Origin of the sequence: Leptolyngbya boryana PCC 6306, assembly GCF_000353285.1 — a bacterium.
Classification (GTDB): domain Bacteria; phylum Cyanobacteriota; class Cyanobacteriia; order Leptolyngbyales; family Leptolyngbyaceae; genus Leptolyngbya; species Leptolyngbya boryana.
Genome location: NZ_KB731324.1, coordinates 4,709,303 through 4,736,126, shown reverse-complemented (window position 1 = coordinate 4,736,126; position 26,824 = coordinate 4,709,303). Strand labels below are relative to the sequence as shown.

The following is a 26,824-nucleotide window of genomic DNA, read 5'->3' as shown; positions in this document are numbered from 1 at the left end:
CAGTGCGATCGCAGCTTGATTATTTTAGTGAAGTTTGCAGGAATTATCTTAAGAAGCGTGAAAGTAGTGTGATATGAAATGGATTTTGGTGTTAGTCAGTTCCCTAACAATCGGTGGCGCAATTGCCGATATGACTCCAGTACGGGCGGATTGGAGAGAGACGGCAGAGATTGTGCTGTCTGAGCCGCAGCCGAGTTTGATGCGAGTGGTCGTGCGGACGAAAGCGCGCCGGGTTTATGTCTATGAGGGAAATGTGATTACTGCGAGTTTTGCGATCGCGGTTGGCAAAAAAGGATGGGAGACTCCGCCCGGACAGTATCAGGTGTTTTCTAAGGAAGTGAATCCGGTTTTTAAGAACTTTAAGACGGGAAATGTGATTCGGCCGGGTGCGGACAATCCATTAGGTGTGAGATGGATTGGGTTTTGGACGGATGGCAAGACGCAGCTAGGATTTCATGGAACGAATCAGCCTGAGTTGATTGGACAGGCAGTGTCGCATGGATGTATTCGGATGAAGAATAAAGATGTGGTTGCGCTGTTTGAGAAAGTGTCGATCGGGACTCCGGTGATTGTCGAGCCTTGAGATCTGTAAAAAACCGGATTCGCTAAATGTGAGGCAGCGAATCCGGTTAAAGATAAAACGAGTATTTTTAGGCTGAAATTGGCAGGACTTCAATCTCTCGTTGAGGAGCGATCGGGTTAATTTCAGGCTGTGTGGGTTCAATTGCCGGGGCGAAATGTTCATCGATGAGCGTCGCCACATCTTTGGGATTGAGTTTGGTGTAGCGAGTTTTGTCGAGTACGACGGGGACTTTGCCGCAGGCTTTCATGCAGCCCGTCCCTTTGAGGGTGACTTGATCTTCGAGACCTCGATCGCTTAAAGCTTGCTCGATCGCGCCGCAGATCGCTTTGCCGCCTCGTTTCATACAGCTTGATTTCTGGCAGACGAGAATCGATTGTTTTTTGGGTTTGGGGCTTGAGGCTTGAGGAGCCGGAAGTTCGAGTTGAGCGACCGAGTTTACAGGTTTGATCCAATAGGCTTTGAACTTGAAGGCGTTTTCGGAGCGATCGTATTTTTGCCAGCCGCCGACTTGAATTTGATCACCGGGTAAGAGCGTTTGACCGAGGGTTGCTCGGGCAAGTTTAGTCATTTTGATGGAATATTCACCATTTTCAGTGGCAAGGTTGAGGCGCTTGATTTTGTAGCCATCTTTGAAGACGTAGCCGAGAAACTTACCCGAAAAGCAAAATTCTGTCGATCGCTGGTCTTGAGTCATGGTTTTACGGAGAATGCGTCCTAGGTTATTGCTAATAATATGCAATAGCTCCTGAAATCAAACATACCCGAATTGCATATTATTTGCAAATACTTCTCATTAAAAATGGATTAAGCGAGCGAGAAAGATTTAGTGCTTGCCGAGAATGCTGCCGTTGAGACTAAGCGTGTAGGTGAGTGATTTCTGGTTGTTTGTCACAGTGACTTTCCAGCCATTCATCGATTTTGTGGGCAGGCAGGGTGTGTTTGGGGGATCGGTCGGAGAGCGGAAACAGTTGAAAGTAGGAGCAACTTGCGTGATTTTGAGGCTTGCAATAGGTCGCTGCAAGTCTTTCTGAGCAGTGCTGAACACTTTGTGAGCGATCGCTGTGGGTAATTCATCGGTGCGAGTAGGCAAACCTGCGATCGCTTCAGTCCTGCGAAATTTTGCATTATTGCTAATGCGATAAATTTGCTGTTGATTTTTTTGACCTGTGACGGTCACGCGATATCCTTTGAGATCTTGACGCACACAGGTTTCTGCTAAATCTCCTAGACCGAGGCAGCTATCTGAAAAAGTTTGGAGATCAATGTTTGTAATCAACACGACAGAGGGTGAAAGTTGAAAGTGATTGCCTGCAATGCGCTTGATCTCATCCCGCACGTTAGCGGGTAAGCGTTGTTCAACTCCTGACGTGCGTTCGATGAGTTGCAGATCTTGTGCAGTTTCGCCCCGAAACACCCATCGAGCGTTTTGTCGTAGCATCGTGATTTTCCAGCCTTGGTGTAAGACTGGATCACAGGCAAAGGGAGCCGAAACATTTTCACAACCACTTGTCCAAGTCACTTTCTCTGAAAGAATTTGAGGTAGGTGTTTTGCTGGATAGTCCCACTGCGCGATCGCGCTGTTTAAGGCTGTAGTCCTCATCTCAGCAGGAGCAATTTCTTGAGCCGGTTTTCCAACGGGATGGGTGGGTTGTCCATTTCGAGACATTAAGACTCTGAACCTACCTTCCTGAGTTGTGAGATAAGCGAGCGTTTGACGCTGATCTGCGATCGTCACCTTCCAATAGGGCACAGGATTGTACATCCAGATTTCTCGTCCGACTCGCTCAATCCTGGCTTTTGCAGTTTGATCGAGTTTCTCTTTCGCGATCGCATCTTGGCGAACTTGTTCGGCGATCGTCTTCGGGTCGGGTGAATTGAATGATGAATCGATGATGGGTGCTGATGCCACTGTGGAGTGCATCGCAACGCCAGAACTCGTCAGCATGAGACACCCAAGCAGCGTTGAATTGACAAGATGTTGCAGCATAAGCATTGAGAAGCGTAAGATATCGCTTAGCTTAGTCACTCAACGCTGCTGTTCAGAACGAGATTACCAATTTTGAAACGCAAACGGGTTGAGTTAAACGATCATTCCAGACGCATTTTTGCTCGGTTCTAGCGGGAGAAAGAGCGTGTAAATTTCGCCTTGTTCGGGTCGTTCTCGAACGATCAGCTTTCCGCCTAATGCCTGAAAAATATTCTTAGTTACATTGAGATTGAGACTGAGACTTCCGGTTTCAGGTTGAAAGACAAGCACTTGACCGAGAGATTTGAGCAGTGGCATCTGGTGCGTGTCATGGGGGAGATCATCTTTTTGCGCCTGAAGTTGAAGTTTGAGTTGATGTCCGGCGAGCGAAACTTCGACTTGAATTGAACTGCCTGCGGGCAGACTACGTGCCGATCGCTCAATCAGACTCGATAATGCTTGATCGAGCATCGTCGGATCGCTCATGACCGATGGAATGTGCTGCGGCAAGATGACATCCAGTGTGAGGTTGCGCTGGTTTGCCTGTTTTTGCCAGCGTGGAATGCTCTGCTCTAAGACTTCTTCGAGAGAAGTTGTGGCGAGCGAGGAGACTTTTGTAGCTGAGGTTTCAAGCTCGACGGCGCGAAAGATTAAGCCAAAGCGATCAATCTGTTCACTGCATTCGCGATCGATCATTTCAAGCCGTTTGACGGCATCCGCTGGCAGATCGCGGCGTTTGAGCAGGAGGCGAGTTAGCGTCCGGATTGTTGTCAGAGGCGTGCGGACTTCATGCGCGATCGCTTGCAGCAGTTCTACATCCGCGCTTTTTAGGACATCAGCAGTCGGCGTTTGTAAGGGTCTAGGATCGCGAATGGTACGTTTCTCAGATTCAGCGATCGGGTCAGGCAGATGACTGAGCAACGCATGGCTGAATTGAGTAATCAGTTTGTAGTTAGGTGCGATCGGGGGGAAGGTTGCGTAAAGACGATCGAGCTTTTGCAAATGTCCAGGATTCATCAAGACAACACGCAGGCGCAGAACTTGCCAAGCTTTAGTGATCTCTTCGGGGTCAAATGAGAAGAAAAAGGCAGGATTTTTGGCACGGTCTTCGCCGAGCACCATGAGAAGACTGAATTTTGAGGTCAGGGCAAGGCAAAAGGCTTCGGCGGCAAGTGCATCGCCGGGGAAAAGACCGAGGGTATTGGTTTCACACTCTGAAGTTTCACCGTTTGCAGAGGGAAGCTGAAAGGAAAAACCTGAAAATAGGGCGTTCGGGGTGAAGGAGTAGGTGGTGATATTGGGAAAGCTTTCTGGCTGGCTGAGAATTGGTAGAGGGGCGGAGAAGAGTACGCCTTCAGTAGATGAGAGAAGGGATTCTAGAGCCGCGATCGCGCTAAACCATTCGCGCTCTGCTTTGATTTGTCGCAGGGCTGCACTGGGAGGGTGAGACGATTCTGGAACTTCACGAGACAGAAGTTCGCTTAACGTTGGGAAGATCCACTCAGACATATCACGACTGTTGACGGCGACTTATTTAGAGAGTATCGGTTTTTCGGACTTAGGGTAGATCGTAGAACCGAACCTAAATGGACGCAATTGCCGCTGAGGAAGTGGGAAGACTCCTTTATTCCTCGCTCCCTCCTCTCTACGAATCCAATAGAATTGACTTATAGATACCCTTCGCGCGTGCAGATTGCTCATGGATTGGCAGGAAATTTCGGGGAATTGGGTTTTGATTCCGGATCGTCCGATCGCGATCGTTCATTTTTTAGGTGGGGCGTTTGTGGCGACGGCTCCGCAGTTAACGTATCGGCGATTGTTAGAGTTTTTAGGCGAGCAGGGATACTTGGTCGTGGCAACTCCGTTTGTGAATACGTTTGATCATACGGAGATTGCCAAGTCAGTTTTAGTCAGTTTTGAACGGGCAATGGAAAATGTGCGATCGCGTGTCTCAGTGCGATATTTACCCATTTATGGGATTGGGCACAGTATGGGGTGCAAATTGCATCTGTTGATTGGCAGTCTGTTTGCGGTAGAACGAGCAGGGAATGTGCTGATTTCGTTTAATAACTATGCGGCACGGGATGCAGTGCCCTTGGTTGAGCAGTTTTCACAGTTTTTCAAGCCGCAAGGAGTAGCCGTCGAGTTTACTCCGTCACCTGTCGAGACGAATGCACTGATTCGCGATCGCTACGCAGTTCGACGAAATTTGTTGATTAAGTTTGCGGATGATTCGATCGATCAATCGTTGGGGTTGGCGCAGTTGTTAGAAGAGAGTTTTCCAGGCATGATTGCGACACGGCGGTTGAAAGGGACGCATGTGACCCCGCTCGGACCGGATGTCAAGTGGCAGGTTGGGGGATCATTTACGCCAATTGATGCGATCGGGCAGTGGATGAGACAAGAGGTATATCGAGAGTTACGACAGTTAGAGCAGGTGGTTTTACAGTGGCTTGATCCCGTCGGCAGAATTAGAAGATAGAGTGTGAGGAGTGAGACTTGGAACTAAGACTTGAGTTGAGATGGGATGCCAGTCTGGACTAAGCGGATTGCCTGAGATTGGCGGAAAGATGCGATCGAAACTAAAGAGTTTGAATCGGGATCCCAGAGAATAAACTTTGCACAGGTAAACATCTTACCGATGGTTAGCGTTTTGACCTTGGAGAGCAGGTGAATATTTTGATTGTGGCAAGCTTCTAGATGATAGTTTGGGATCCGCTCGGAAAGATGATGGATGTTGTGGTAACCAATATTGGCTGTGAACCATTTGAGAATGGGGTGAAGTTGTAAGTAGCTACTGCCTTCGATCGCTCCAGTAATATAGTTCCAGCCTTCTGTTGTATGCGCATAGGAGCCTTCAAAGATGTGCTGCATGAAGAAAATCCAGATGAAAATCATCGCCGATAAGGTGAGAACACTGGAGTAGATACTAAAAAAGAAGCTTGCTCCGAGTAGAGAGCTAAGAATGATCCAACTGCTGATCACACAAACATTGTTCAGCAAGAGATCCCAAAATTCGGTAGATGACTTCCAATGCTTTGATTGATGAGTTGAGAGAATCTCTGATAGATGGATGCGCGGATTTGTGCTTAAGCAGGTAGCAGCATGGACAATAAAGCCGTAGATTCCGGCGATTAGGGATAGGCGAGGTTGGAGAGCCAGGTAGAAGAAACCGCCGGGCAAAGCCATGAGGGGATGGCGAAGAATTTCGTAAGTCTTTTGCTGTGATGGCGTGAGTTGGGCGAATTCGGTGGTAGAGAGGAAGTCTGCTACGCCACGGTAGCGTTCCCAATCGCCATTGGTTTTGTGATGGTAGGCATGATCTCTTGACCAGGCATATTGCGGGATCGCATTGATGATCCCCAGCAGGAATCCGACAATGCGGTTGATTTGTTTCGATCGAAACAGTGAGTAATGTCCGCAGTCGTGCATCAAAGAGAAGCAGCGCAGCGAAAATAGCGTCATCAGGATGATGAGTGGTGGAAGAAGCCAGACGGAAATGGCAGCAGCTTTGACCGTGAGAAACCACAGCAGGCAATAAGGAACAACGGTGTTGAGAATCTGGAAGGTTGCTCGCCAGTCGTTGCTTTTCATGTACGGGGTCAGCACAAATTCAGACTTTTCGATCACGGGTTCCATTCGGCACAATACTCTTGTAAAGATAAGCAGGTCGTCTTAGCCACGATCGCAGAGGCTAGACAATGCGATCGCGCAAGCTCAAGACTGGAAAAATTCGTCAATTGAGACTGAATCGACACGATTCACTCACGATTCAATCTGTGTATATGTCCAAAGCATTGTAATGCTAATGATTGACCAGTATTGAGATATCTCCCTATAGATTTAATCTAATTTTTCCGGAGAGGAAATTTTGAAATATGTAAGCGTCCAGGGTTTAAGAGGTACTAGAGCTGAAGACTGCTCGATTGACTTTCTGTTCCAATTAGCGTTGAAGAAGAGAGACGATTGCAACTCAGTTGCCGTAATTGAGAGGAGTGAAGCTGTTGTCCAACCTGGACGTGATGGGCTTTCTTGTTTTGTCAGAACGCTTTGTTGCTTCCGATGTCGCAATTCTGGGCGATTTGATAGCCTAACTTTTTAGACGTTGAGATAGGCTGCATTGTCTTGAATTGTCCGAATCATTTCAGAATCAGAAGTAACTCAACATGGAAAAGCTCACGATCTCGAATCTAGATGGTTATTATTTGCCGATCGCGCCTTGGACTGGACGACTGATTTTGCCGCAAACTCAGCAACGGCGGCAGGATGGAGGCGTGTTTATTGAAATTCAAAATGTGCCAGCGAGCCAGGCTCACCTGAAAGGTCAGCAAGTTTGGTTGACGTGGCATCGAGATTCGATTCATCAGCCTTGGCTCGCGAAAGCAACGCGTGATCTGCGATTTGATCAAATTACGCGCGATAGTCAGGCGAAAGGCAATATCCATCCGGTTCGATTAGATGGATGGCAGCAAGTTAGCCCTTTGGAGTCGCTGATTGGAGCAAGGGCAGAAGATGATATGCAGGTCGAACTGGATGTGGTGTCTGTCGATCGAGAAGCAGAAAGTTGGATTATTCGGATTAATGATGAACCGATTCAGATTGAGGGGATCGCACGCGGGTTTGTGCAGTTTGTTGCGCCTGTGGGTGGGAAAGACTATCGGGTGCGACATTACGATCGTACGAGTCGTCGGTTTGAAGGTGCGGAAGAGATTGTGAGTTTGCCTGCATCCGGGACTCTGAATCCGAAGTTTAATTTGGAGCAAAGCTCGATCGTGAATATTGAGAAGTTGCCTCTGAATGCAAATGGCTGGTACATCTATGGTGCAAGAGGTCGTGATGGAAAGTTTATGGTGCAGGCATTGGAACCTGCTGAGATTCTGCGATTGCCACCAGAGCAGATGGTGATTGGACGGGAGGAAACACAGAACTATGTCGATCGAGACAAGTGGAAGCAGATGCCACTACATCAAGTGAATTCGACGCTAGTAGACAATAATGGACAGGTCGTTCCACCGACTCAGAGAACAGTGAGTTTACTTGAGCGGCGAACGAGAGAGTTATGGCAGCGTGGGGATGAAGCTTTGGTGCTGCATACGTTTGGGTGGCGAGGAGGGGCGCGGGCGAATAAGATACCGATCGTGACAGGGCACTTCTCGTTTGGGTTTGCGAAGCTGCTGCCGGATGAGTTTACTGGGGCGTTGCGGTTTCGGTTAATTTATCGACAGGTTTATGCACATAGTCCATTGTCGATCGTGTCTGGAGCACAGAGTTGGCATTGTTATATGGGCAGTTTGCAGCGGGGTTGGATGTATACGATTCCGGTGTCGGATGTGTTGGTGAGAATGCCGGAATTGGTTGCATACAAGATGGGAAGTTATACGTTTAATCCATTGAATTTGATTAAGCGAGAGTTAGCTTATATGGAGGCAAGATATCGATCGGGAGATGGAAACGGAGCTTCGGTTGTGACTCCTTCGACTTCTTGTGTGCGAGATTCTAATCAGGCGTTGTTTGGTGCAATTCGCAAGTTTCGCGATCAGGTCGTTAATGATCCGACGGTAAGTGCTTGGCTCGTTGCCAATCCGAATGACTATCATGCGCGGCGGTTTGCAGGGTTGCGATCGCTCTTAGAACGGGTTGAAAACAATGTGCTATTTCCGATGGGATATGTGCCTCGGAGTTGGCGGGGTGAGAATGATCGAGTGGCAGTGCAAGATCGCGATCGCTTTAATGGGCTGGGGAATGTATTGGAAGCGTTGAGAACTTGGCGGACGATGTTACCTCGCCGGGCTGAGCGATCGTTGTTAGCGGTGTTTCGAGAGCATGGGGCAACGATGATTGATTATCAGTCAGCAATGCTAGGAGGAGAAGTACCGGGGATTGTGCCATTGCCGCCGGGAGTTATTTTGTAGAAAGTTTGGGTGTTCTTGTGGTTTGGCATGTTACTGCCTACGCCAGATGAAAGACCTATCATTGCAACATAGAGTAGTAAGCCTCTCTCATCAGTGAGAGCAAAGTTGCAAGCAGCGTACCAGTAACATTGGCAGTCGTATGAATCATCATCAACACTCCCTCTCTCAAGCCCGGAACGAGATTTTACAACAACTCGAAGAATGGCTCGATATTCCAATGTTAGTCCTGAGCTTTGTTTGGCTAGCCTTGTTTGTTGTAGAACTTATTGTGGGACTGAATCCATTCCTAGATGTCGCGGGGACTACGATTTGGCTGCTCTTTATCTTCAATTTTCTATTAGAGTTTGCGATCGCACCGTATAAGCGCGTCTATCTTCGACAGAATTGGTTAACCGTCTGCTCACTCGCATTGCCAGCGCTACGCATTTTGCGAGTCTTTCGAGTAGTACGAGCAGCGCGGGGAATCCGATTGCTAGGCATTATGACACGCACTAATCGCGGCATGAAATCACTGAGTACTAGCTTTCAACGACGCGGATTTGGTTATGTTATTGCTTCAACCGCGATCGTAATCTTAGTAGGTGCTGCGGGAATGTACGCATTTGAGCGAGAAGTGCCAAATGGATTACAGAATTACGGAACTGCCTTATGGTGGACGGCAATGCTCTTAACGACCATGGGATCAGATTACTTTCCGCGATCGCCAGAAGGACGAATTCTGTGCTTTGTCCTAGCAGTCTATGGTTTTGCAGTGTTTGGATATGTCACAGCTACGATCGCAACTTTTTTTGTCGATCGAGATGCTGAAGATGATGCCGCCGAGATTGCCGGGACAAAATCAATTCAAGCTTTACACGTGGAGATTGCAGCGCTACGAACCGAGATCCAATCCTTAGCGAGTCATTTAACTGCACCATCTGCACCATCAGAATCAGAAAACCTCTAGATGCTTGCAATGCAGATAAATTGAGCAATCCATCTCACTCGGGCTTGGGAAGAAGTCAGCAAAACTGGATGTCGAGGGTTCAAAAAATGAGGAACTTGTGCAAACGATTTATTATTCATCCTCACGAGTTCCTCAACTTGCTGGATTAAAGTGAACTCTGTAGAAGCTCGATGAAAAGAAGTGTTTCGAGGAATCTGATCTGTGCTTGAAGAAGTTCAAAAATCGTGACAATTTGTCGTTTTGTTGGCTCTCCTCACTCAAGCTGCGACTTCTGCCTCGATCCCGATTGGTGACTTATTTTTCTCGATTCGTTAAACTAGAACAAGAAGGGGCTGTATATACAATGACTCATTTTTACCCTACTATCCAAGCAGAAGCTCGATTTGTATCGCAACTTCCTACCCCGGTTGATTCTACCGCAGTTGCAGGGAGCTTTTTCTTAGTATTTTTCATGTTTTTCTTAATTGCGAGTGTTGTCCATCGTCGAGATCAGCGTGAAGTAGAACAGCTAGAAGCCGATCGAGAATTTCTAGAACGTATTTGGCAGATCAACTCTAACCTAGAGCGCTAACAGCTAGGTCAGGCAAAATGGGGGAAACAAGCGACCCAATCGACAAAATTTCGAGGATGAAAAAATGCTTGCACCGCCCAAGCCATAGCATCTTCACAAGTTCCTCAAGTTTGCCATCTAGTCTGAATAGTGTGCGCAAATTCTAAAAGTAGCGCCTCAAGATTCAGACGGAGCTTTGTTGATTACACGAGGATAATTACGATGATAGATATTGATGAAATGAATTCAAAAGACATTTTTGAACTTTTAGAAAAAGTCGGATATGGTCATTTAGGCTGTATTCATGAAGGAAGACCCTACGTTCTTCCGATGCAGTATTATCTCAAAGACTCAGCGATTTACCTGTTTACAACCGAAGGTATGAAGACGCATGATCTAGATGCCAATCCTGCGCTATGTTTGCAGGTTGAAGAAGTTCAGGATCTAGAACATTGGCGAAGTGCGATCGTCACAGGTGAAGCGGAGCGTCTGACAGAGCAATCCGATATCGATCAGGTTATGCATCTCGCCAAGGCACGGAATTCTAGCCTATCGCCTGCAATCAATCGCACTTGGATCGATGCTCAAGGTAGGGCTGAAGCCATTAAGGTCTATCGGGTTCAGCCGACCGAAATGACGGGACGGATGACGAGCAGAGAGGCGGATTCGTAATCCTCACCATTTTCAAATTTCTAGTGCACTTTAGTGGACTAGGATCGTATCGCCTCACCTCTCATTTGGAAAGCATTGATGGTGTAGACGGTTCAATCATGCCGTCTACACCCCAATTAAAATCTATGTTCAAAGCAGCCGAATCACGAAACTCATCCGACATTCAGGTTTTTCTACGTTGCACTCACAGCGTTCGCCATTTCTGATTGGCTTTGAGACTGAGGAACGCCTTGAATCGTCAGGACGTGACAAGGTGCATGATGCAATACATAATTACTGACACTCCCCATCCAAAACTCTTGGAGACCCCTGAATCCTCGTCGTCCGACGATAATCAGATCGGCATTCCAAGTTTTTGCAGTAGCACAAATGACCTTGCCAGGATTGCCTACATTTTGCGAGAACTCTAGAGCAACCTCTGCTGGTCTCGCCTGTTCTTCTAGTAGCTTCAATCGGTTCAACCCTGCTTGCTCGCGTTCATGCCAGTGTTTCCAATACGCTTGCATTGCCGACTCGGAGACTCCCACATATGGGTCACCCGGATAACTCTCCATAAAGGGTTCGAGTACATGCAGGAGCATCAATTCTGCCTGGTTGGTCTTTGCCAGTGATAAAGCCTGCTCAAAAATCGCCTGGCTGAGGTCAGAATCATCGATCGCGGCTAGAATTTTGCGAAACATAGTTTAATCTCACTTACTCGTCTTGAGTCTCAGGAATTTTCTACACTTCAAGTTATAGATAACAAAGTTGAGGAACTTGTGAGCAAGGCTATTCAGAACTCTAGAATCCAAGTGTGAAGTGGTGCTCTTGCCTACTCCTTAATCGTGAACTTCTAATCTCTGTCTTCTCTGCTGTCAATCATAACTGTGAAAAAAATCTGAGGATAACTTATGCGTGCAATGGTTTTACATACGCCTAATACCTTGCTCAAGCTCACCGACTGCCCGATTCCAACCCCTAATCCTGAGCAAGTACTCATTCACGTGAATGCTTGTGGGATCTGTCGCACAGACTTGCATATTCTAGATGGAGAGCTAACGCAGCCTAAGCTACCTCTGATTCCAGGGCATCAGATTGTTGGAACGATTGCAGCACTGGGAAGTCAGGTGACGCAGTTTCGGGTCGGCGATCGCATTGGTGTACCTTGGCTTGGTCATACCTGCAATCACTGTCGCTACTGTCAAAGCCAACGAGAAAATTTATGTGATACAGCTGAATTTACTGGCTATCAGATTGATGGTGGATATGCAGAGTACACCGTCGCAGATCACCGCTTCTGCTTTGCGATTCCTGACACTTATCCTGCTTTACAGGCTGCTCCATTGCTGTGTGCCGGATTGATTGGATATCGAGCTTATCAAATGATTGGAGATGCCCAGCGGATTGGATTCTATGGATTTGGAGCAGCGGCTCACATTTTAATTCAAGTAGCCCGCTACGAAGGTCGTCAAGTCTTCGCGTTTACCCGTAGCGGCGATGAGGCAGGTCAACAGTTCGCAAAGAAGCTAGGAGCAGTTTGGGCTGGTGCTTCTGATCAAGTTCCTCCAGAATTACTCGATGCAGCGATTATTTTTGCGCCGACTGGTTCTCTGGTTCCAGCGGCACTTCGAGCCGTTGCAAAAGGCGGAGTTGTCGTCTGTGCCGGAATTCATATGAGCGAGATTCCTGCTTTTTCTTATGACTTATTGTGGGGAGAGCGAGTCTTGCGATCGGTTGCGAATCTAACGCGCCGAGATGGAGAAGCATTTTTAGCACTGGCTCCCAAAATCCCTATCCAGACGCAAGTGCAAGCTTTTCCACTGATTCAGGCAAATGAAGCTCTACAAGCATTACGCAATGGACAAATTCAAGGTGCAGCCGTTTTAGAAATCAATCCCTAAACCAGTAATCATGCAACAAAAATACAAATCCATTGCAATCCAAAGTGCTATTATATAGGTGGACTCGTAAAGAGTCTCCAACCTAAAAGCAAATAGCTCAACCATTGATAGCGAGCATTGGTGTGTTAGCTAGCCCAAAGTCAAGTTCTGACTGCGAAGGTTCAGGGGAAGTACGAGATCCGACATCCAAGGTTACGGAGGAACCTAATCTTGAATAGTTCAGTTGGTAGAGGGGATTAATCGATTGTGATTGATCCCCTCTGCGTTGTAAAACACTTTGAAACGTAATATTTCACCCTCACACCTTCTTCAACATTTCGCTGTATAACAAGAATTATAGGAGCTGAATCGACCCTTCAGAATAACTACGAATTTCAGCTTTTATCCGGCAGTACTGACAGCTAGGAGTGGACAAATGCTGAAAAAGATTTTAGTTGCTTTAGATGACTCTGCAATGAGCGCGATCGTATTAGAACAAGCGTTGGCGATCGCACGGGCGATGAATGCTCACCTGATGATTCTTCACGTTCTAGCAGTGGATGAAGCAGGGCTTCCACTAGAAAAATTCTTGAAGGCTGATCAGTCAATGAGCTTTCAAGTAGGGCAAAAGTTTCAGCAGGCGTGGCAAACCTATCAAACTGAATGGGAAACGCGATTGCAATCTTACGTACAGCAAGCAAGCGCCCTTGGTGTCCCCGCTGAAGCATCCCAAAGCTATGGCAATCCTGGGCATGTGATTTGCGATTGGGTCTGGGCATGGAAGGCTGATCTCGTTGTGATGGGGCGACAAGGACAAAGCCAACTTCCGGGCTGGATGATGGGAAGCGTCAGTGCTTATGTGACTCAACACGCCTCTTGTTCAGTCTTCTTGGTGTCTGCTGCGCAAAAACAAGAATCGACTGAGATTCGCGATCGCGCTTTGACTGAAGTTTGATTCATACGGGAATCGAGACAATGAAAGGATTCTTAAACGGTGCAGTTGCATTACTCTCCTGCATTGCTATATTTTCGATGCTTCAAATGAGTCAAGCTCGATCCCCAACTTTGGCGCAACTCCGCGATGGAGACTATCAGATTTGCACTCAACCGCCGCCTAAAGGGTGGCAACAAGGCGAAGGAGTCTGTTTTGTGTTTCGGAAGCAGAACCAGCAGATTGAGGGCTATTATGGCTATCCGCACTCGGATGCGTTTGTTTGTCTGCGGGGGCAACTGAATCTTGATCGCCGCATTGTTGGACAGGGTTATCTCGTCTCCTGGGAAGGGAGCCAATGGGGAACTCCTGAAAAGAAAGCATTTTTCTGGGATGAGGAACAACAGCTTCAGCTTGCACAAGGAAGAGTAGTTCGGCATGAGCAGGATGGTCAATCTGAAGCACACTGGATTTTATTTCAGCAAGCAACCTTAAATTTTCAGTCATTTTATCTTTATCCCAAGCCTGAAATGACTGCCCCTCAGCAATTGTGCAATTGGAATTTTGAGCGATCGCTAAAGTCTAGCCAGTTGTAGTTGATAGGTACTGACATACCTTACGAATAAACCTGTCCACTGTAAAAAACTCACGAAATCCTCACAAGCTTCAGTTACCTTCAAGGTAGAACATCTTCACTGTGTTCTAATTGATTTTGGGAGGACTGAAGTGCCAATCTGGTGATGTTCATAGGTGAGCCGTGCTAATGGAGGTGACGTATGCTTCATCGATTTTTCCATCTCTCGCATGAGCAGGTGCATGTTTGGAGCAATATCATCCTGCTAATTTTAGTCTTGCTTGTTTGGTTAGTTGTACTAGGAGCACCTGTTATCTGAAGCGCAAATGCTCAAGCCGCCTTCTGAACTTAGAAGGCGGCTTGATTAGGTTAGCTTGCTCGTGCTTTCTTGAGAGGATTATGCCGAGCTAAAGCGGCTTTGAGTTTTCGCAGTCCAGAGGTTTCGAGTTGACGTACCCGTTCCCGGCTGAGTCCTCCTAATTTTCGTGCAGTAGCAGCACGATTCAAGGGATTGCCATCTTCTAATCCATATCGAGTCTGAATCACTGCTCGCTCGCGAGGCGTTAAACAATAGAGCAAATCTTTGAGCTGTTGATTAAAAATTCTCTCCTCGACTTGCTCTTCGAGCGGAGCGACATCATCGGCTAGTAAATCCCCTAACGATGTATCTTCCTCAAATCCAACCAGTTGATCGAGCGAAGCAACATGATGAGAGTAAGCGAGCAGTTCCTCGAAGGCTTTCCTGTCTATGTCCATCGCATCTGCTATTTCTTGCTGAGTTGGTTGCCGCTTTAAAGTCTGGCTCAGCGATCGATAAGTCTTTTTTAGGCAGTTCAAGCGTTCGATCACCGAGGTCGGCAGACAAATCGATCGCGATTGAGTTGCGATTGCTCGGCTAATTGTTTGGCGAATCCACCAGTAAGCATAAGTTGAAAACTTATATCCTCGCGTCGGATCAAACTTCTCGGTTGCTCGGGTCAGTCCCAGACTGCCTTCTTGAACCAAATCCATCATATCGAGTCCGCGATAGGTGTAGTGCTTTGCAATACTCACAACCAATCGTAGGTTTGCCTTAATCATTGCTTGCTTTGCTCGATTGCCAACTCGGATGAGTTCCCTTTGTTCATGAGTCCGCTGGTCTTCAGGAATCTCCGACAAAGACTGCATGACCTGAATTTGTTGGGCGAATTGTTGTTCTTCTGATCGACTGAGCAGAGGCACCTTGCCAATTGTTTTTAAGTAGTCGCGCACTAAATCGTGGCTCATATAACCTCCTCTTTCAATCCAACTGCATTCTTGAATAAGACTGTGAGGAAGTTGTGAGGAGAAGTGATAGAGATTACTCAGATATTCTATTTTCTACGGACGCTGACACTGAGGTGAATCAGTCTTGCCTTTTTACTTCCAGCCAATTCATCTAGCATCAATACAAACAAGTTTGGCTCAGCACTTTCAGGGAGAATGCGCGAGTTCTGAAAGTGGGACAACTCGATAGCCTTGACGATCGAGCATCGGTAAAATCTTTTCTAGAGTCGTAGCAGTTCTTTTTCCCCACATTCCGGTATCGTGCAAAATGATGATCGACCCAGGACGAATATTGCAGAGAATAAACAAGCTTGCAAACCAGGAGGAAGGGATATGCGTGTCGTAGGGAAAGATATCACCTAAAACCACCCGATATCCATGCTTCTGAGCGATGTCGATCGTAGATTTCTTGTACCAACCTCCACCCGGGCGAAGCCACTTTGGGCGTGTATACTTGGACAGAATATTCTCAGCTTCGATGACTGCTGCTTCAAACTCTATTTCTGACAGCAAAACGCTCGGTTCGTCTTGGGTGAGATGATTGCCAACTTCATGTCCTCGATCGAGTAGTTCAGTTATCAACTCTGGATTGGGTTCGACTCTGCTACTAATCAAGAAAAATGTGGCATGAACTTGATACTTTTCTAGCACGCTGAGGATTTTCGGAGTGGTTGCTGGATCGAGTCCATCATCGATCGATAAAGCTACGATTCGTTCCTGGGTTTTAAAAAAGTAGGTCACTCCTGGAGACAGCTTCTCAATGATTCTCAACAGCCAACGAGGTTGAAACAAGAGTACGACTATCAACCCTAAAAGCAACTCCAAAGAGATTAAAAAGATTTGAGAGTAGAACATATTCGCTCCGTTAGAATGTCGATCGCATCAATTGAAGGCAATGATAATGGCGATTCCATTCTCAAACGCATTGGCGCAGGAATTATTAGAAACTTATGGTTCGCCGTTATATGTTTATCAGGCAGAGCGATTAGATACGACGATCGCTGAAATTACCCAAGCGATTCCTTATCCAAAAACAAAGTTTCATTTTGCCAGCGTTACGAATGGAAATCTCGCGCTCCTCAAGCGATTTCTGAAAGCGGGTTGGGGGCTACACGCAAATACGCCTGGAGATGTGTATTTAGGGCTTCATGCTGGATTTGAGCCGCATCAGATTGTGTATAGCGGCAGTAACTTGAGCCGTGAGGATTTTGAGCAGGTTTTTGACTGGGGGATAAGGCGGATTAATCTCGATAGTGTTTCGCAAGTTCAGCACTGTTGTGAGCTTGCTCAAGTTCCGATCGAGCTAGGACTCCGCTTGAATTTACCTGAAATTACGGGAGAAAGCCGGATTGGGGTGCATCCTGATGAGTTTCGAGATGCGATCGCAGTTTCTAAATTTCCGATTACCGGATTGCATTTCTATCGCGGCACAGGCACGAATGCGACTGAGGCATTTACTCAAGTGATTGATACTGTCATTAATGTGGCTCAACAGCTTCCAGATTGGCGGGTGCTAGATTTTGGCGGAGGATTTGGATATCCCTATCGCAAAGACGGCGCGCGATTTGATTGGCAAGAATTTGGCACAGTGCTGAGTGAGAAGTTGAGCGATGTGGAATTGATTATTGAACCGGGGAGAGCCGCGATCGCGGAATCAGGTTGTCTTCTTGCAAAAGTCGTTTCAGTGAAATGGCAGGGAGAAAAGCAGATTGTTGGAGTCGATACGTCGATCGCGAATTTAGCAGTTTTAGCTGTGCATGGTGGCTATCGCGAGATTGTGAGCTGGAAGGAGGGAGCGTATTACTTAACCGATATTTGTGGGAATACAACTTATTCGCGGGACTATTTGGGAAAGAGTTGTCAATTGCCTGCACTTAGCGTTGGCGATTGTGTTGCGATTTTAGACACTGGAGCATACGGTTATGCAATGTCTTCGCATTTCTTACATCGGTTTAGACCTGCGGAAGTTTTACTGGAAAATCAGATACATCGATTGATTCGAGATCGAGAAGATTATTCGGTTTTGCTAGGGGGACAGAGATGAAATGTATTGAATGTGGAACAAATAATTGGTTAAGCGATCGCACAAAAAATCAAGGTTTTTGTAAAAAATGTCAACATCAATTTGCATTTGAGCCTGTGCATATGGAAGGCTCGAAAATGACAGATCAGTATTTTAAGGAGACAATTTCTTCAATCTCTAGTGGTGATATTCTTTTCTTTACAGAGAAACAGTTTTTATATGCAATAAATCGTAGATTAGCTCGTTATAAAATCACTGACGCAGAAGATAAAATTCCGACTTCAATCAATACATTTGGAGTAATTTTTATAATTTTAAGTGTTATTAGTTTTACAAGTTCTGAAATTCGTGAGCTTCCATTTTCTGATAATCTTATTGCAATTCTGGTTTTATCTTTTGTGTTCAGTCTATTTGCTTCACCTTTGATATATGCTGCTGATTTATTGTTTGGAAATAGAAGACAGAAGCAATTTTCAGTAACGGAGGCAGAATTGCATGGCTGGATTGAACGCTGGAAATTTGTGGGCAATTCGATCGATAAGCTTTTAGATCCACCTCAGCTTACAGCAGCAGCAGCAACAATCAGCGACGAGGTGAGTGCGTATAGCTTTGATCGAGTGATTATTTGTGATCGCGCTACGATCGCACAACTTTTAATTGCAAATAATGTCCACTTTGAAAATAGCTGTGCGATTCTCAGCCTAAATGGTTATCCTGCTGCAATTTTTGACACAGTGATGCAAATGTTGAGAAGAAATTCAGATTTAACAGTTTATGTTTTACATGACGCAACACCGCAAGGAATCAGTTTAATTCATACCTTAAAGACCAGTTCTGAATGGTTTGAAAATCAGACCCTACGATATTTTGAATTAGGGCTTTTACCTCGACAAGCGATCGGAAAACGACAAATGATTGTCAATCAATCAGCTGTCTTTGTTCAAGAAGCAGAATTACTTCCGGAATCAGTTCGCCAATCTTTATCAAAAGCAGAATTGGAATGGCTCGATCGAGGATATTACGTCGAACTTGAATCTTTCTCACCTCGCCGCATTATTCGAGTTGTCACCCAAGGAATTGCAAAAAGTTTCGAGCCAAACAATTCTGATACTCTAGTTGAGTTTGAAGAAAATGATTGGAGCAATAGTTCTACCTATTATGCAGATAGTTTTGGTTAGCTTCAGATGATTTCATCAAATCAAAGTATGTCAATCATTCCAAATCCCCTAAATTTGGGCGATTCAGGAAACACAAGCCGCTAACAACAAAGCGAGATCGATACTAGGAGCAATAGCTATGGGCATGAAATGCATACAATGTAATACCGATAATGATCTGCGCGATCGCACAAGAAACTCCGGTCGCTGCAAAAAATGCAATCATCCATTTGTCTTCGAGCCAAGTGCCGAAAGTAATCCCCGCTTAAAGTTTACCGATGCCTTCTTCCAAAAAGCACTACAAGATATCTCAAATAACGGAACGATCCATTTCACCCCTAGACAGCTTCAATACTTACTCGATCGACGATTAAACAAACTGACTAGCTTTCATCCCATTGTTTTACTCATTTTCAGTTTCATTGTTATTGTTATTTCTATCTTTTTGTTCCTCGCAAATCCGGTGATTACTATCATTGGAATATTCGTTTCAGCTTCCCTACTATCTGGAGCCTGGAAAAGCTTTCAAGAAAGAAGAAACCCCCGCCCCGAACTGATTACGCTGCCTCAAGTTCGAGAATGGCTGCGTCGCTGGCAAACGATTAACGGCGATACGACGTTGCTTTTACCACCTCTTGCACAGTCCGCTCAACCGCGATCGATTAGTCCCGATGTCAGTGCTTATAGTTTCGATCGCGCCGTGATCTGCGATCGCGATGAGATTGCTCAATTTCTCATTGCAAACAATTTCCACTTTGAAAACAACTGTGCTGTTCTTAGCATTGATGGCTATCCACAAGATATTTTCTCAACTGTGATGGAAATGCTCAAACGCAATCCGGAGCTAAAAGTGTATGCCATTCACAATGCTGATGCAAAAGGCGTGAACTTAGTCCATCAACTGCGAACTGAGCCGAATTGGTTTGGGGATCAACCAATTCAAATTTTTGATTTAGGACTTTCACCTTATCAAGTACTGAAAGGCAAACGATTCCGAGTCATCCAATCTTCTCCCTCTCAAACCCTCTCTAGTGAGGCACGCCAATCTTTAGCACCTCAAGAAGTGCAGTGGCTAGAAGCAGGCAATCTAGTCGAACTCGACTCATTGATGCCTCAACGATTGCTCCAAGTTCTCAATCATGGAATTGCCACCAGCCAGAGCAGCGATTTGGGAAGCGATTCTGGAGGCGATTTCTTCTTGATGACGGATACGTCGAGTAGCAGCGTTTATGGAGCGGACAGCTTTGGCTAGAAATTTTCTGTTTCGGTCAATCGCTGTGCTGCAAGCCGCACGATCGACAACACTAAAATGATCAAAAACATGACCAGTCCGATCGTGCAAGCATAACTAATCTGCAATTCCCCAAAGGCTTGATCATAAACGTAATACACGATCGTCTTAGAGCTATTCAGCGGCCCTCCTTTGGTCATGATAAAAATCTCTTCAAAGACCTTCGTTGCAGAAATCGCACTGATCACTGCAACTAAGAGCAAGTAAGGCTGCATCAATGGCACAGTGATATCCCAATGCTTCCGAATCCCATCCGAACCGTCGATCGCTCCCGCTTCATAGAGTTCTTCTGGAATCGACTGCAATCCTGCCAAATAGATCACCATGTAGTAGCCCAATCCCTTCCAGATGGTGACTGCCATGACGCTAAAAAGTGCCAAATTTGGATCAGTCAGCCAGGGAACTCCAGAAAGCCCCAGCGATCGCAGAAATTGATTCAATAAGCCATTGTCCGCATAGAGCCATTTCCAAGCGATTCCAGCGACGACCATCGAAATAATCACCGGAGTGTAGTAAGCCACCCGAAACCAGCGAATCCCTTTGAGTTTCTGATTGACTAAAATCGCTAAAGCTAAAGGTGCGATCGCCAAAACTGGAACGACACAAACCAAATACAAAATCGTATTGCGGAGCGTTTGCCAAAACACTCGATCGCCACTCAACCGCTTAAAATTTTCCCACCCGATCCACTCCGGCGGCGCAATCAGATCGTACCGGGTAAAACTGAGATAAAACGCTTGCAGTGCTGGATAAAAAACCGTTAGCCCCAACACAATCAAAGCAGGCAACAGAAACAAATAAGGCGTGAGTCGCCTCTGAATCGGATACCAGCTTTCGAGAAATATCTTATTCATCGGGTATGAGTTTGCGAAAAGCCAACTCACACTTTACCTCTAATCGATTTCTTCTGCTTCAACTCGTCTAATCGCCCGTCGAGCTGGTAAAACTTGCGTCCGGCGACGATTCAAATATCCCGGATATTCATCGTGAATCACTTCGATCGTTCGAGACGGACGTTGCTGTTTCGCAAATAAAACGAACATCCCCACTAAAGCAATTCCGCCTCCAAATGCGAGAATCACGCCCCCAAGCATCCAAAGTAAATTCGAGAACACGGGGTTCTCTTCGATCGACGAATTTGGATTCGCAGCTCCAGGCTTTTGCAAAGTCAAGTTCGACTTGCTTTGAGCATTCATCGTATCGATCAGGGCTTGCTGGCTTTGAAGTTGAGTCTTCAGTTGCTCAGTCTGAACTCGTTGCTGCTCGACCAAAGCCTTTAATTGCTCAGTTTCAATTCGCTGCTTTTCAGTATCCACAGGAGCGGGCGGCGCAGTTGGAGCTACACCAACGGGCGCACCTGGCGCAACACCTGGATAGCCGTAATTGGGAAGGGGTTGAGTTGGGGCAAGTGTGGGTGAGTTTGTACTCACGCCTCCTTTCAACAAAACGACAGCCGCAAGACCTGCGAGTGCCGCTCCTCCTAAAAATGATGTCGTTTCACTCATCTCCCCTTCACCTTTCTCATACTGGATTGCGATGCTCCGGTGCGATCTCCTAAACAGTATTCTGCGTATTGTGACTCAATCCAGGATTTTCGGATGAATTAATGGGTGACTTTGCCACCTCATTCAGTAATTCCTCTACCTATTCAAGGACAGAATCTCCAATTTGTCTATATCAGTTTATCCAGATCTCGATAAAAAGTTGCATTTCCTAACAAATTTAATGATTAGGTTGATTGAATTTGCATCATTTTCGCTGGAGACTAGAGTGCCCTTTCATTGAAGAAACTCTACTTTTTGAAGTTATGCCCGTTGGCAGAGGAGAACGGCAAACCACTGATTCGGATCAGTCCAAACTTGCACACAATCAAGGTTTTTTGCAGAGAGTAATTCTTTCATTTCTTCTAAATCGAATTTGCGTGAGATTTCACTCAAAATTGTTTCACCCTCGCGAAATTCTACCGTTAAATTTAACGATTGGAGATGGACAGTTTGCGCGCTCAAACTCTGTAAATGCATTTCGATTTGGCGATCGCGCTCGTTATAAATTGCCACATGCGCAAACTGTGCGAGATCAAAATCTCCTTGAAATCGCTGATTCAAATGGCGCAACATATTTAAGTTGAATTCGGCAGTGATGCTTTGTCGATCGTTATATGCCGCTTCTAATTGAGCGCTGGATTTGTGTAGATCAATTCCTAACAGAAAATATTCTTTAGGATTTAAAGCCGCCGTGATTTGGCTGAGAAAGAGATCACATTCGGCAGGACTCAAATTACCAAGCGTGCTGCCAATAAATCCGATCAGTCTCGTCGGCAGTTGAGCATAAGGGAGCTTTTTCAATGCCAGTTCATAAGTTCCAACTAATCCATACACTTCTAGGTCTGGATAATCGATTAAAAGACTTTGGGCACTGCTTTCTAAAATTCCTGCACTAATATCGATCGGACAATAAATTAAAGGATGTCCCGCAGATCGATAAGCATCAAGCAAAATTCTCGTCTTGGTTGAATTTCCGCTGCCTAATTCGATCAACTCACACGCACCTGTAATGTCAACGATTTCGGGCGCACAAGTATTCAGAATCTCAGTTTCGGTGCGGGTTAAATAATATTCGGGGAGTTCAGTAATTTGTTCAAACAGCAGAGAACCGCGATCGTCATAAAAATATCGAGGTGGTAGTGTTTTCGGAGTCTGGCTGAGTCCGCGAACCACATCACTCCCCGGATGTAATTCATCTTCAGACGGGGTTGAGCGATCGACGAGATAAGCAAGATGAATCCGATCAGACAATTGAGACGTATAAGACGCAGACATCCGAACTAAGCTCCTTTCACCACAACACAGCGAAATCCAGCGAAAATTTCGCGAACTTGGGGATAATACCAGTTTCGGAAGGAATTGCGCATCGCCCAAGGGAAAGTTGCCCAACTTCCTCCTTTTAAGACTCGATGTTTTCCATCAAAGTACTGCTGGGAATAGCCTGGGTAAGGATAGCTCTCAAAGTTGGCATAGCCCGCAAACCAGGTTGATGTCCATTGCCAAACTTCACCTAGCATATTTTGAGATCTGGCTGCTTTTTCCCATTCTGCCTCGCTGGGCAAACGCTTGCCGACGAATCGCGCATAGGCGTCTGCTTCGTACCAACTTACGCCACAAACGGGCTGGTCTGCTTTGCCAGAGTAAAGCGGCTGCGTGATTTCGTTGGATTTCACCCAGTCCCACCCTTCTGCTGTCCAATATTCGGGCTGCTGATATCCGCCCGCTTCAATGAACGCTCGATATTCTCCATAGGTGACAGGATGGCGATCGATCCAATAGTCATCTAAATAGACTGAATGTGCTGGACGCTCATTGTCTTGGGCTTCGATCTCATGACTGCCCTGGATAAAATTTCCTGCTGGAATCAGGATCATGTTGTTGAATTTCTCTGAGGTATGACTCGCTTGGGAATGCCCCCTAAATCCCCCATTCTGGGGAACTTTGAAACTAGAGCATCCGGCTTGAAGTCCCCCATACATGGGGGACTTAGGGGGCTGAATCTGCCCAAATCGCAGCGAGGAACTCTCAATTAACGCCAGTACGATCGCAATTGTCTCTGCATGTTGACATTCATGTTGGATCAACCATTTCCACAGTCGTTCTTGCTGTTCGAGGGGCGCGATCGCTAAATACTCAAATACTTGCGATCTCACAAGTTCCAAATACTCTAAAACAGTCGCAATCTCTGGTAATTTCACCCGTTGAGATTTCGGCAATCCATCTTGAGCAAATAAGCGATGATATTCCGGCATCAAAGGCGGATACCCTGCTAAACGCTGCAAAATCCAAAGTGCTTCCGTATAAGCAATATGTCCCACATGCCATCCGATCGGGCTGAAATCAGCATGTGCCTGGGTGCAGAACGTGTCGTAATCAATTGATCGAATTCGCTCTAAGGTTCGCGATCGACACTGCTGCATGTCAGAACGAATTTCAGATTGGAGTGATATCAAGCTTGAGGTCATGATGAACAGTCAACAAACAGCGATCGGGCAATGCTTTCCAGTTTCCATCAAACATTGGTTCAGAAACAACTAAGACTGAGCCAGAATCTTGCAAGTAATAGAGCGTTGGAGTTGGTACACCCTGAGCATATCGAGATGCGACAAGCTGATTGCCATCGCTCAAAATCAGATTGGCAGAAAACGGAGTTTGATGGGCTTCACCCAATTCCATCAACACCTTCAAAGTGCGATGCAGTGCTTCAGTGAGATTTGCGCTGGTTTCTAGTTCATCAATTACGGTTGCAAAGATATGCTCTGAATCCGTCAATCCCTGAATGAATTGATATGCCAGATCACTTAAGCGATCGCGCATCGGACGATATAGAGTCTGCCGAAAGTCTTTGATGAATCCGTTGTGAATGCCTAGAAGCGATGCATGTTGAAAGGGTTGGCAATTACTCAAATCGGTCGCTAATCCTGCGGTTGCACTACGAACATTTGCTAGGACACAGCCTGATTCGACATATCGACTCAAACTCTGCAAATTCAAGTCATTCCAAATGGGTAGCGTATTTCGGTAAGTAAAAGGCTCTGCTTTGCGCGTCGCATGATACCAACCGACTCCAAATCCATCCGCATTCAACAATCCTGCGGTCATTTCTTTGGGCTGATAGCTTTGGACAACGAGAGAATGATCAGGCTGAGAAATCAAGCGATCCAGCAAGACAGGCTGTCCGAAATAGCCAAGTAATCGACACATATGAAACTCATCGATCGAACTTTCTCATGGTGACACAAACCTTTTAATTATGGTTTCCACTGAAAAGCCGCGATCACAAGACATGCCCATCCAATCAAAAATCCTGCTCCCCCCAAAGGTGCAACAGCTCCCAAAATTTTCACACCGGACAAAGAAAGCGCGTAAAGACTGCCAGAAAAAAGAATAATGCCGCTGATAAATGCAATGCCTGAAGTTGTGAGGAGGGTTTCACTTAGTTCAACGCGGCTCATGAATAGGGCGATGAGAATCAGTGCGATCGCGTGATACATCTGATAGCGCGCCCCAGTTTCAAAAATGCTTAAAGCTCGATCGTCTAATTTGGCTCGTAAAGCATGAGTTGCAAAAGCACCGAAAGCCACTGACAAGCCTGCCAGAATCGCTCCTGACGCTAAAAAAAATCGGATCATAAATACTTCACCTCAATGGATTTTGAAGGAGTTTTCAGAGAGTGAAAACCTGATCTGTGTAGAAGACTTCTGAAACATAAAAGCTCTCCTGAGTATTCAAGAGAGCTTTTAAAGTCGAATTCGAGAAGCTTAGTAGGCGTCTTGAAGTTCGTAGAAATCGTGCGCGATGTAGTCTTTGCGAAGTGGATAGCCGACCCAATCTTCTGGCATCAGCAATCGCTTCAGATTCGGATGTCCTTCGTAGACAATCCCATACATATCGTAAGATTCACGTTCTTGCCAATCTGCTCCTTTCCAAATCCAGAAGACCGAAGGCACTTTCGGATCTTCACGCGGCAAAAAGACTTTCAACCGAACTTCATCCGGCTTGACCACATTGTCGCTCACCTTAATCAGATGGTAGAAACTCACCAACTGATCGCCAGGACCGACATCATAAGCACCTTGACACTGAAGACAGTTAAACCCATACGCTTGAAGTGCTGTTGCAAAAGGAATCAGCAATTCTGGCTCAACTTTGATCATTTCTACACCGCTTGCATCCAAGCCGATGAATTCATGATCAAACCCGTTCTCAGTCAGCCACTTTGAGGTTTTACCCGCTTCAACGATCGTTGATTGTTGTTCTTCAGCCACGATCGACACCCTCCTTTGCTTCTTGCAAGACTGCCGGGACTTCTAGACCCATTGCTTCAGCCAATTCACGCGGCGGCGCAATCCGGCTTTCAGCTTGGAGATATTTCCCATCGTGAATTACCTCAGCAGGAATCATGCTGTGAGTCGTGCTGTAGTAGCGATGAGTTTGACGCAACTGGGCACGTTCTTGAATCGATTCGTTAGAAACTTTTTTGCGCAATTTGATGATCGCATCCACGATCGCTTCAGGACGAGGAGGACAACCCGGTAAATAAATATCCACCGGAATCAGTTTGTCAACGCCTCGCACTGCGGTCGGTGAGTCTACGCTGAACATTCCACCCGTGATCGTGCAAGCTCCCATTGCAATCACATACTTTGGTTCAGGCATTTGTTCATAAAGACGAACCAACGCCGGAGCCATTTTCATCGTGATCGTGCCAGCCGTAATAATCAAATCTGCTTGGCGAGGGGTTGATCGCGGAACCAATCCAAAGCGATCGAAGTCAAATCTTGAACCAATCAAAGCTGCAAATTCGATAAAGCAGCAAGCGGTTCCAAACAACAAAGGCCACAAACTCGAAAGTCTTGCCCAGTTATACAAATCGTCTACCGTCGTCAAAATGACATTTTCCGACAATTCTTGCGTCACACTAGGACGCTCGATCGGATTAATAATCGACCCGCCATTGAGCGAAGCCGCTTCTGGATTCATGACCATTCCAATGCTCCTTTGCGCCAAGCGTAGACGAGTCCAACAACTAGAATTGCAATGAAAATTAGGGCTTCAATAAACGCTAACAAGCCTAAACGATTGAAAGCGACCGCCCAGGGATACAAAAACACCGTTTCCACGTCGAAGATCACAAAGACCAAGGCAAACATGTAATAACGGATATTAAACTGAATCCAGGCTCCGCCCATTGGCTCCATTCCGGATTCGTACGTCGTACGGCGTTCAGGACCTCGACGGCTAGGGCGAACTAGCTTAGAAGCCAGAAGAGCCAGAACCGGAACTAAGCTGCAAATCAGCAAAAAGCCTAAAAGATATTCATAACCACTTAGGACATACACAGGTATTCGCCGCCTCTCGTTCTACAAAAATGGACTTCGCGCTTTACACTCTCATTATTATAGTGTGCTGCAATTTCTCATGGTGCGCTGAAATACTTACTAAATCAAGAACTTTCAGAGATCGCTTCTAAATCGAAGCCATCAAGAAAAATCTATCAGAATCAGATTC

At 46.1% G+C, this 26,824-nt stretch carries 29 protein-coding genes; 12 read left to right on the top strand and 17 right to left on the bottom strand.

The window, feature by feature from the left end; genetic code table 11:
- The first annotated feature begins 73 nt into the window (after window positions 1–73).
- The gene (locus LEPBO_RS38055) at window positions 74–583 is read left to right on the top strand and encodes a L,D-transpeptidase (protein WP_017290056.1); all 510 of its coding nucleotides are present in this window, start codon (window positions 74–76) and stop codon (window positions 581–583) included.
- A 67-nt stretch (window positions 584–650) separates the two neighbouring features.
- Here LEPBO_RS38055 and LEPBO_RS38050 read toward each other — a convergent pair whose 3' ends face one another.
- The 3 genes from LEPBO_RS38050 to LEPBO_RS0123555 all read right to left on the bottom strand — a co-directional run bounded on the left by LEPBO_RS38050 (window position 651) and on the right by LEPBO_RS0123555 (window position 4,058).
- A complete protein-coding gene (locus LEPBO_RS38050; protein WP_017290055.1) occupies window positions 651–1,277 on the bottom strand; it encodes a (2Fe-2S) ferredoxin domain-containing protein in 627 nt (208 codons plus the stop codon).
- Window positions 1,278–1,406: 129 nt separating this feature from the next.
- On the bottom strand, window positions 1,407–2,570 hold the full coding sequence (locus tag LEPBO_RS0123560) for a hypothetical protein (protein ID WP_017290054.1): 1,164 nt from the start codon (window positions 2,568–2,570) through the stop codon (window positions 1,407–1,409).
- A 93-nt stretch (window positions 2,571–2,663) separates the two neighbouring features.
- Window positions 2,664–4,058, bottom strand: coding sequence for a sensor histidine kinase (locus tag LEPBO_RS0123555; RefSeq protein ID WP_017290053.1), 1,395 nt, complete (start codon window positions 4,056–4,058; stop codon window positions 2,664–2,666).
- 190 nt (window positions 4,059–4,248) lie between these two features.
- On the opposite strand from LEPBO_RS0123555, the gene LEPBO_RS0123550 reads away from it, so the two are divergent.
- Window positions 4,249–5,031, top strand: a complete 783-nt coding sequence (locus tag LEPBO_RS0123550; protein ID WP_017290052.1) for a DUF1350 family protein — start codon at window positions 4,249–4,251, stop codon at window positions 5,029–5,031.
- A 23-nt stretch (window positions 5,032–5,054) separates the two neighbouring features.
- Here the strand turns inward: LEPBO_RS0123550 and LEPBO_RS0123545 are convergent, their stop codons facing one another.
- Both LEPBO_RS0123545 and LEPBO_RS44520 read right to left on the bottom strand, forming a co-directional pair.
- Window positions 5,055–6,188, bottom strand: coding sequence for a fatty acid desaturase (locus LEPBO_RS0123545; protein ID WP_017290051.1), 1,134 nt, complete (start codon window positions 6,186–6,188; stop codon window positions 5,055–5,057).
- On the bottom strand, window positions 6,176–6,307 hold the full coding sequence (locus LEPBO_RS44520; RefSeq protein ID WP_263970833.1) for a hypothetical protein: 132 nt from the start codon (window positions 6,305–6,307) through the stop codon (window positions 6,176–6,178). Before LEPBO_RS44520 ends, LEPBO_RS0123545 begins: the two co-directional genes overlap by 13 nt.
- Before the next feature lie 408 nt (window positions 6,308–6,715).
- Between LEPBO_RS44520 and LEPBO_RS0123535 the strand changes: the two genes are divergently transcribed.
- The 4 genes from LEPBO_RS0123535 (at window position 6,716) to LEPBO_RS0123515 (ending at window position 10,629) form a co-directional block, all read left to right on the top strand.
- Complete coding sequence (locus tag LEPBO_RS0123535) at window positions 6,716–8,461, top strand: hypothetical protein (RefSeq protein WP_017290049.1); 1,746 nt, start codon at window positions 6,716–6,718, stop codon at window positions 8,459–8,461.
- Between the two features lie 139 nt (window positions 8,462–8,600).
- Complete coding sequence (locus LEPBO_RS0123530) at window positions 8,601–9,407, top strand: potassium channel family protein (RefSeq protein ID WP_017290048.1); 807 nt, start codon at window positions 8,601–8,603, stop codon at window positions 9,405–9,407.
- 343 nt (window positions 9,408–9,750) lie between these two features.
- Window positions 9,751–9,978 (top strand): hypothetical protein, encoded by a 228-nt coding sequence (locus tag LEPBO_RS42445; RefSeq protein ID WP_144056252.1) that lies wholly within the window; start codon window positions 9,751–9,753, stop codon window positions 9,976–9,978.
- A 201-nt stretch (window positions 9,979–10,179) separates the two neighbouring features.
- A complete protein-coding gene (locus LEPBO_RS0123515; protein ID WP_017290045.1) occupies window positions 10,180–10,629 on the top strand; it encodes a pyridoxamine 5'-phosphate oxidase family protein in 450 nt (149 codons plus the stop codon).
- A 173-nt stretch (window positions 10,630–10,802) separates the two neighbouring features.
- Here the strand turns inward: LEPBO_RS0123515 and LEPBO_RS0123510 are convergent, their stop codons facing one another.
- Entirely contained in the window at window positions 10,803–11,309 is a 507-nt protein-coding gene (locus LEPBO_RS0123510) for a universal stress protein (protein WP_017290044.1), read from the bottom strand.
- Window positions 11,310–11,519: 210 nt separating this feature from the next.
- Between LEPBO_RS0123510 and LEPBO_RS0123505 the strand changes: the two genes are divergently transcribed.
- From LEPBO_RS0123505 to LEPBO_RS38045, 3 genes are all read left to right on the top strand, one after another.
- Entirely contained in the window at window positions 11,520–12,509 is a 990-nt protein-coding gene (locus LEPBO_RS0123505) for a zinc-dependent alcohol dehydrogenase family protein (RefSeq protein WP_017290043.1), read from the top strand.
- A 415-nt stretch (window positions 12,510–12,924) separates the two neighbouring features.
- Window positions 12,925–13,443, top strand: coding sequence for a universal stress protein (locus LEPBO_RS0123500; RefSeq protein ID WP_017290042.1), 519 nt, complete (start codon window positions 12,925–12,927; stop codon window positions 13,441–13,443).
- A gap of 20 nt (window positions 13,444–13,463) precedes the next feature.
- Window positions 13,464–14,015 carry a hypothetical protein gene (locus tag LEPBO_RS38045; RefSeq protein ID WP_017290041.1) on the top strand — a complete coding sequence of 184 codons (552 nt, stop codon included), beginning with the start codon at window positions 13,464–13,466 and terminating at the stop codon, window positions 14,013–14,015.
- 347 nt (window positions 14,016–14,362) lie between these two features.
- Here LEPBO_RS38045 and LEPBO_RS0123490 read toward each other — a convergent pair whose 3' ends face one another.
- Both LEPBO_RS0123490 and LEPBO_RS0123485 read right to left on the bottom strand, forming a co-directional pair.
- On the bottom strand, window positions 14,363–15,259 hold the full coding sequence (locus tag LEPBO_RS0123490) for a sigma-70 family RNA polymerase sigma factor (RefSeq protein ID WP_017290040.1): 897 nt from the start codon (window positions 15,257–15,259) through the stop codon (window positions 14,363–14,365).
- A 186-nt stretch (window positions 15,260–15,445) separates the two neighbouring features.
- A complete protein-coding gene (locus tag LEPBO_RS0123485) occupies window positions 15,446–16,090 on the bottom strand; it encodes a chitin deacetylase family protein (protein ID WP_225885676.1) in 645 nt (214 codons plus the stop codon).
- A gap of 109 nt (window positions 16,091–16,199) precedes the next feature.
- Between LEPBO_RS0123485 and LEPBO_RS0123480 the strand changes: the two genes are divergently transcribed.
- The 3 genes from LEPBO_RS0123480 to LEPBO_RS0123470 all read left to right on the top strand — a co-directional run bounded on the left by LEPBO_RS0123480 (window position 16,200) and on the right by LEPBO_RS0123470 (window position 19,730).
- A complete protein-coding gene (locus LEPBO_RS0123480; RefSeq protein WP_017290038.1) occupies window positions 16,200–17,342 on the top strand; it encodes a diaminopimelate decarboxylase family protein in 1,143 nt (380 codons plus the stop codon).
- Complete coding sequence (locus LEPBO_RS0123475) at window positions 17,339–18,499, top strand: toprim domain-containing protein (protein WP_017290037.1); 1,161 nt, start codon at window positions 17,339–17,341, stop codon at window positions 18,497–18,499. Before LEPBO_RS0123480 ends, LEPBO_RS0123475 begins: the two co-directional genes overlap by 4 nt.
- Before the next feature lie 118 nt (window positions 18,500–18,617).
- The gene (locus LEPBO_RS0123470; protein WP_017290036.1) at window positions 18,618–19,730 is read left to right on the top strand and encodes a hypothetical protein; all 1,113 of its coding nucleotides are present in this window, start codon (window positions 18,618–18,620) and stop codon (window positions 19,728–19,730) included.
- Here the strand turns inward: LEPBO_RS0123470 and LEPBO_RS0123465 are convergent.
- The 9 genes from LEPBO_RS0123465 to ndhC all read right to left on the bottom strand — a co-directional run bounded on the left by LEPBO_RS0123465 (window position 19,727) and on the right by ndhC (window position 26,655).
- Window positions 19,727–20,623: a carbohydrate ABC transporter permease gene (locus LEPBO_RS0123465; protein ID WP_017290035.1), complete on the bottom strand. Its 897-nt coding sequence runs from the start codon at window positions 20,621–20,623 to the stop codon at window positions 19,727–19,729. The two genes, LEPBO_RS0123470 and LEPBO_RS0123465, sit on opposite strands and share 4 nt — an antisense overlap.
- A 39-nt stretch (window positions 20,624–20,662) precedes the next feature.
- Window positions 20,663–21,274, bottom strand: a complete 612-nt coding sequence (locus tag LEPBO_RS0123460; protein ID WP_017290034.1) for a hypothetical protein — start codon at window positions 21,272–21,274, stop codon at window positions 20,663–20,665.
- Window positions 21,275–21,574: 300 nt separating this feature from the next.
- The gene (egtD, locus tag LEPBO_RS0123455) at window positions 21,575–22,588 is read right to left on the bottom strand and encodes an L-histidine N(alpha)-methyltransferase (protein ID WP_017290033.1); all 1,014 of its coding nucleotides are present in this window, start codon (window positions 22,586–22,588) and stop codon (window positions 21,575–21,577) included.
- 5 nt (window positions 22,589–22,593) lie between these two features.
- On the bottom strand, window positions 22,594–23,778 hold the full coding sequence (locus tag LEPBO_RS0123450) for an SUMF1/EgtB/PvdO family nonheme iron enzyme (RefSeq protein WP_026148873.1): 1,185 nt from the start codon (window positions 23,776–23,778) through the stop codon (window positions 22,594–22,596).
- Window positions 23,747–24,517 carry an ergothioneine biosynthesis protein EgtC gene (gene egtC, locus LEPBO_RS0123445; protein WP_017290031.1) on the bottom strand — a complete coding sequence of 257 codons (771 nt, stop codon included), beginning with the start codon at window positions 24,515–24,517 and terminating at the stop codon, window positions 23,747–23,749. The genes LEPBO_RS0123450 and egtC overlap by 32 nt, the downstream gene beginning before the upstream one ends.
- 47 nt (window positions 24,518–24,564) lie before the next feature.
- Entirely contained in the window at window positions 24,565–24,945 is a 381-nt protein-coding gene (locus LEPBO_RS0123440; RefSeq protein WP_017290030.1) for a DUF423 domain-containing protein, read from the bottom strand.
- Between the two features lie 129 nt (window positions 24,946–25,074).
- Window positions 25,075–25,581, bottom strand: coding sequence for an NAD(P)H-quinone oxidoreductase subunit J (locus tag LEPBO_RS0123435; RefSeq protein WP_017290029.1), 507 nt, complete (start codon window positions 25,579–25,581; stop codon window positions 25,075–25,077).
- Window positions 25,574–26,302: a photosynthetic/respiratory NAD(P)H-quinone oxidoreductase subunit K gene (gene ndhK, locus LEPBO_RS0123430; RefSeq protein WP_026148872.1), complete on the bottom strand. Its 729-nt coding sequence runs from the start codon at window positions 26,300–26,302 to the stop codon at window positions 25,574–25,576. Before ndhK ends, LEPBO_RS0123435 begins: the two co-directional genes overlap by 8 nt.
- On the bottom strand, window positions 26,293–26,655 hold the full coding sequence (gene ndhC, locus LEPBO_RS0123425; RefSeq protein WP_026148871.1) for a photosynthetic/respiratory NAD(P)H-quinone oxidoreductase subunit C: 363 nt from the start codon (window positions 26,653–26,655) through the stop codon (window positions 26,293–26,295). Before ndhC ends, ndhK begins: the two co-directional genes overlap by 10 nt.
- Window positions 26,656–26,824: the final 169 nt, after the last annotated feature.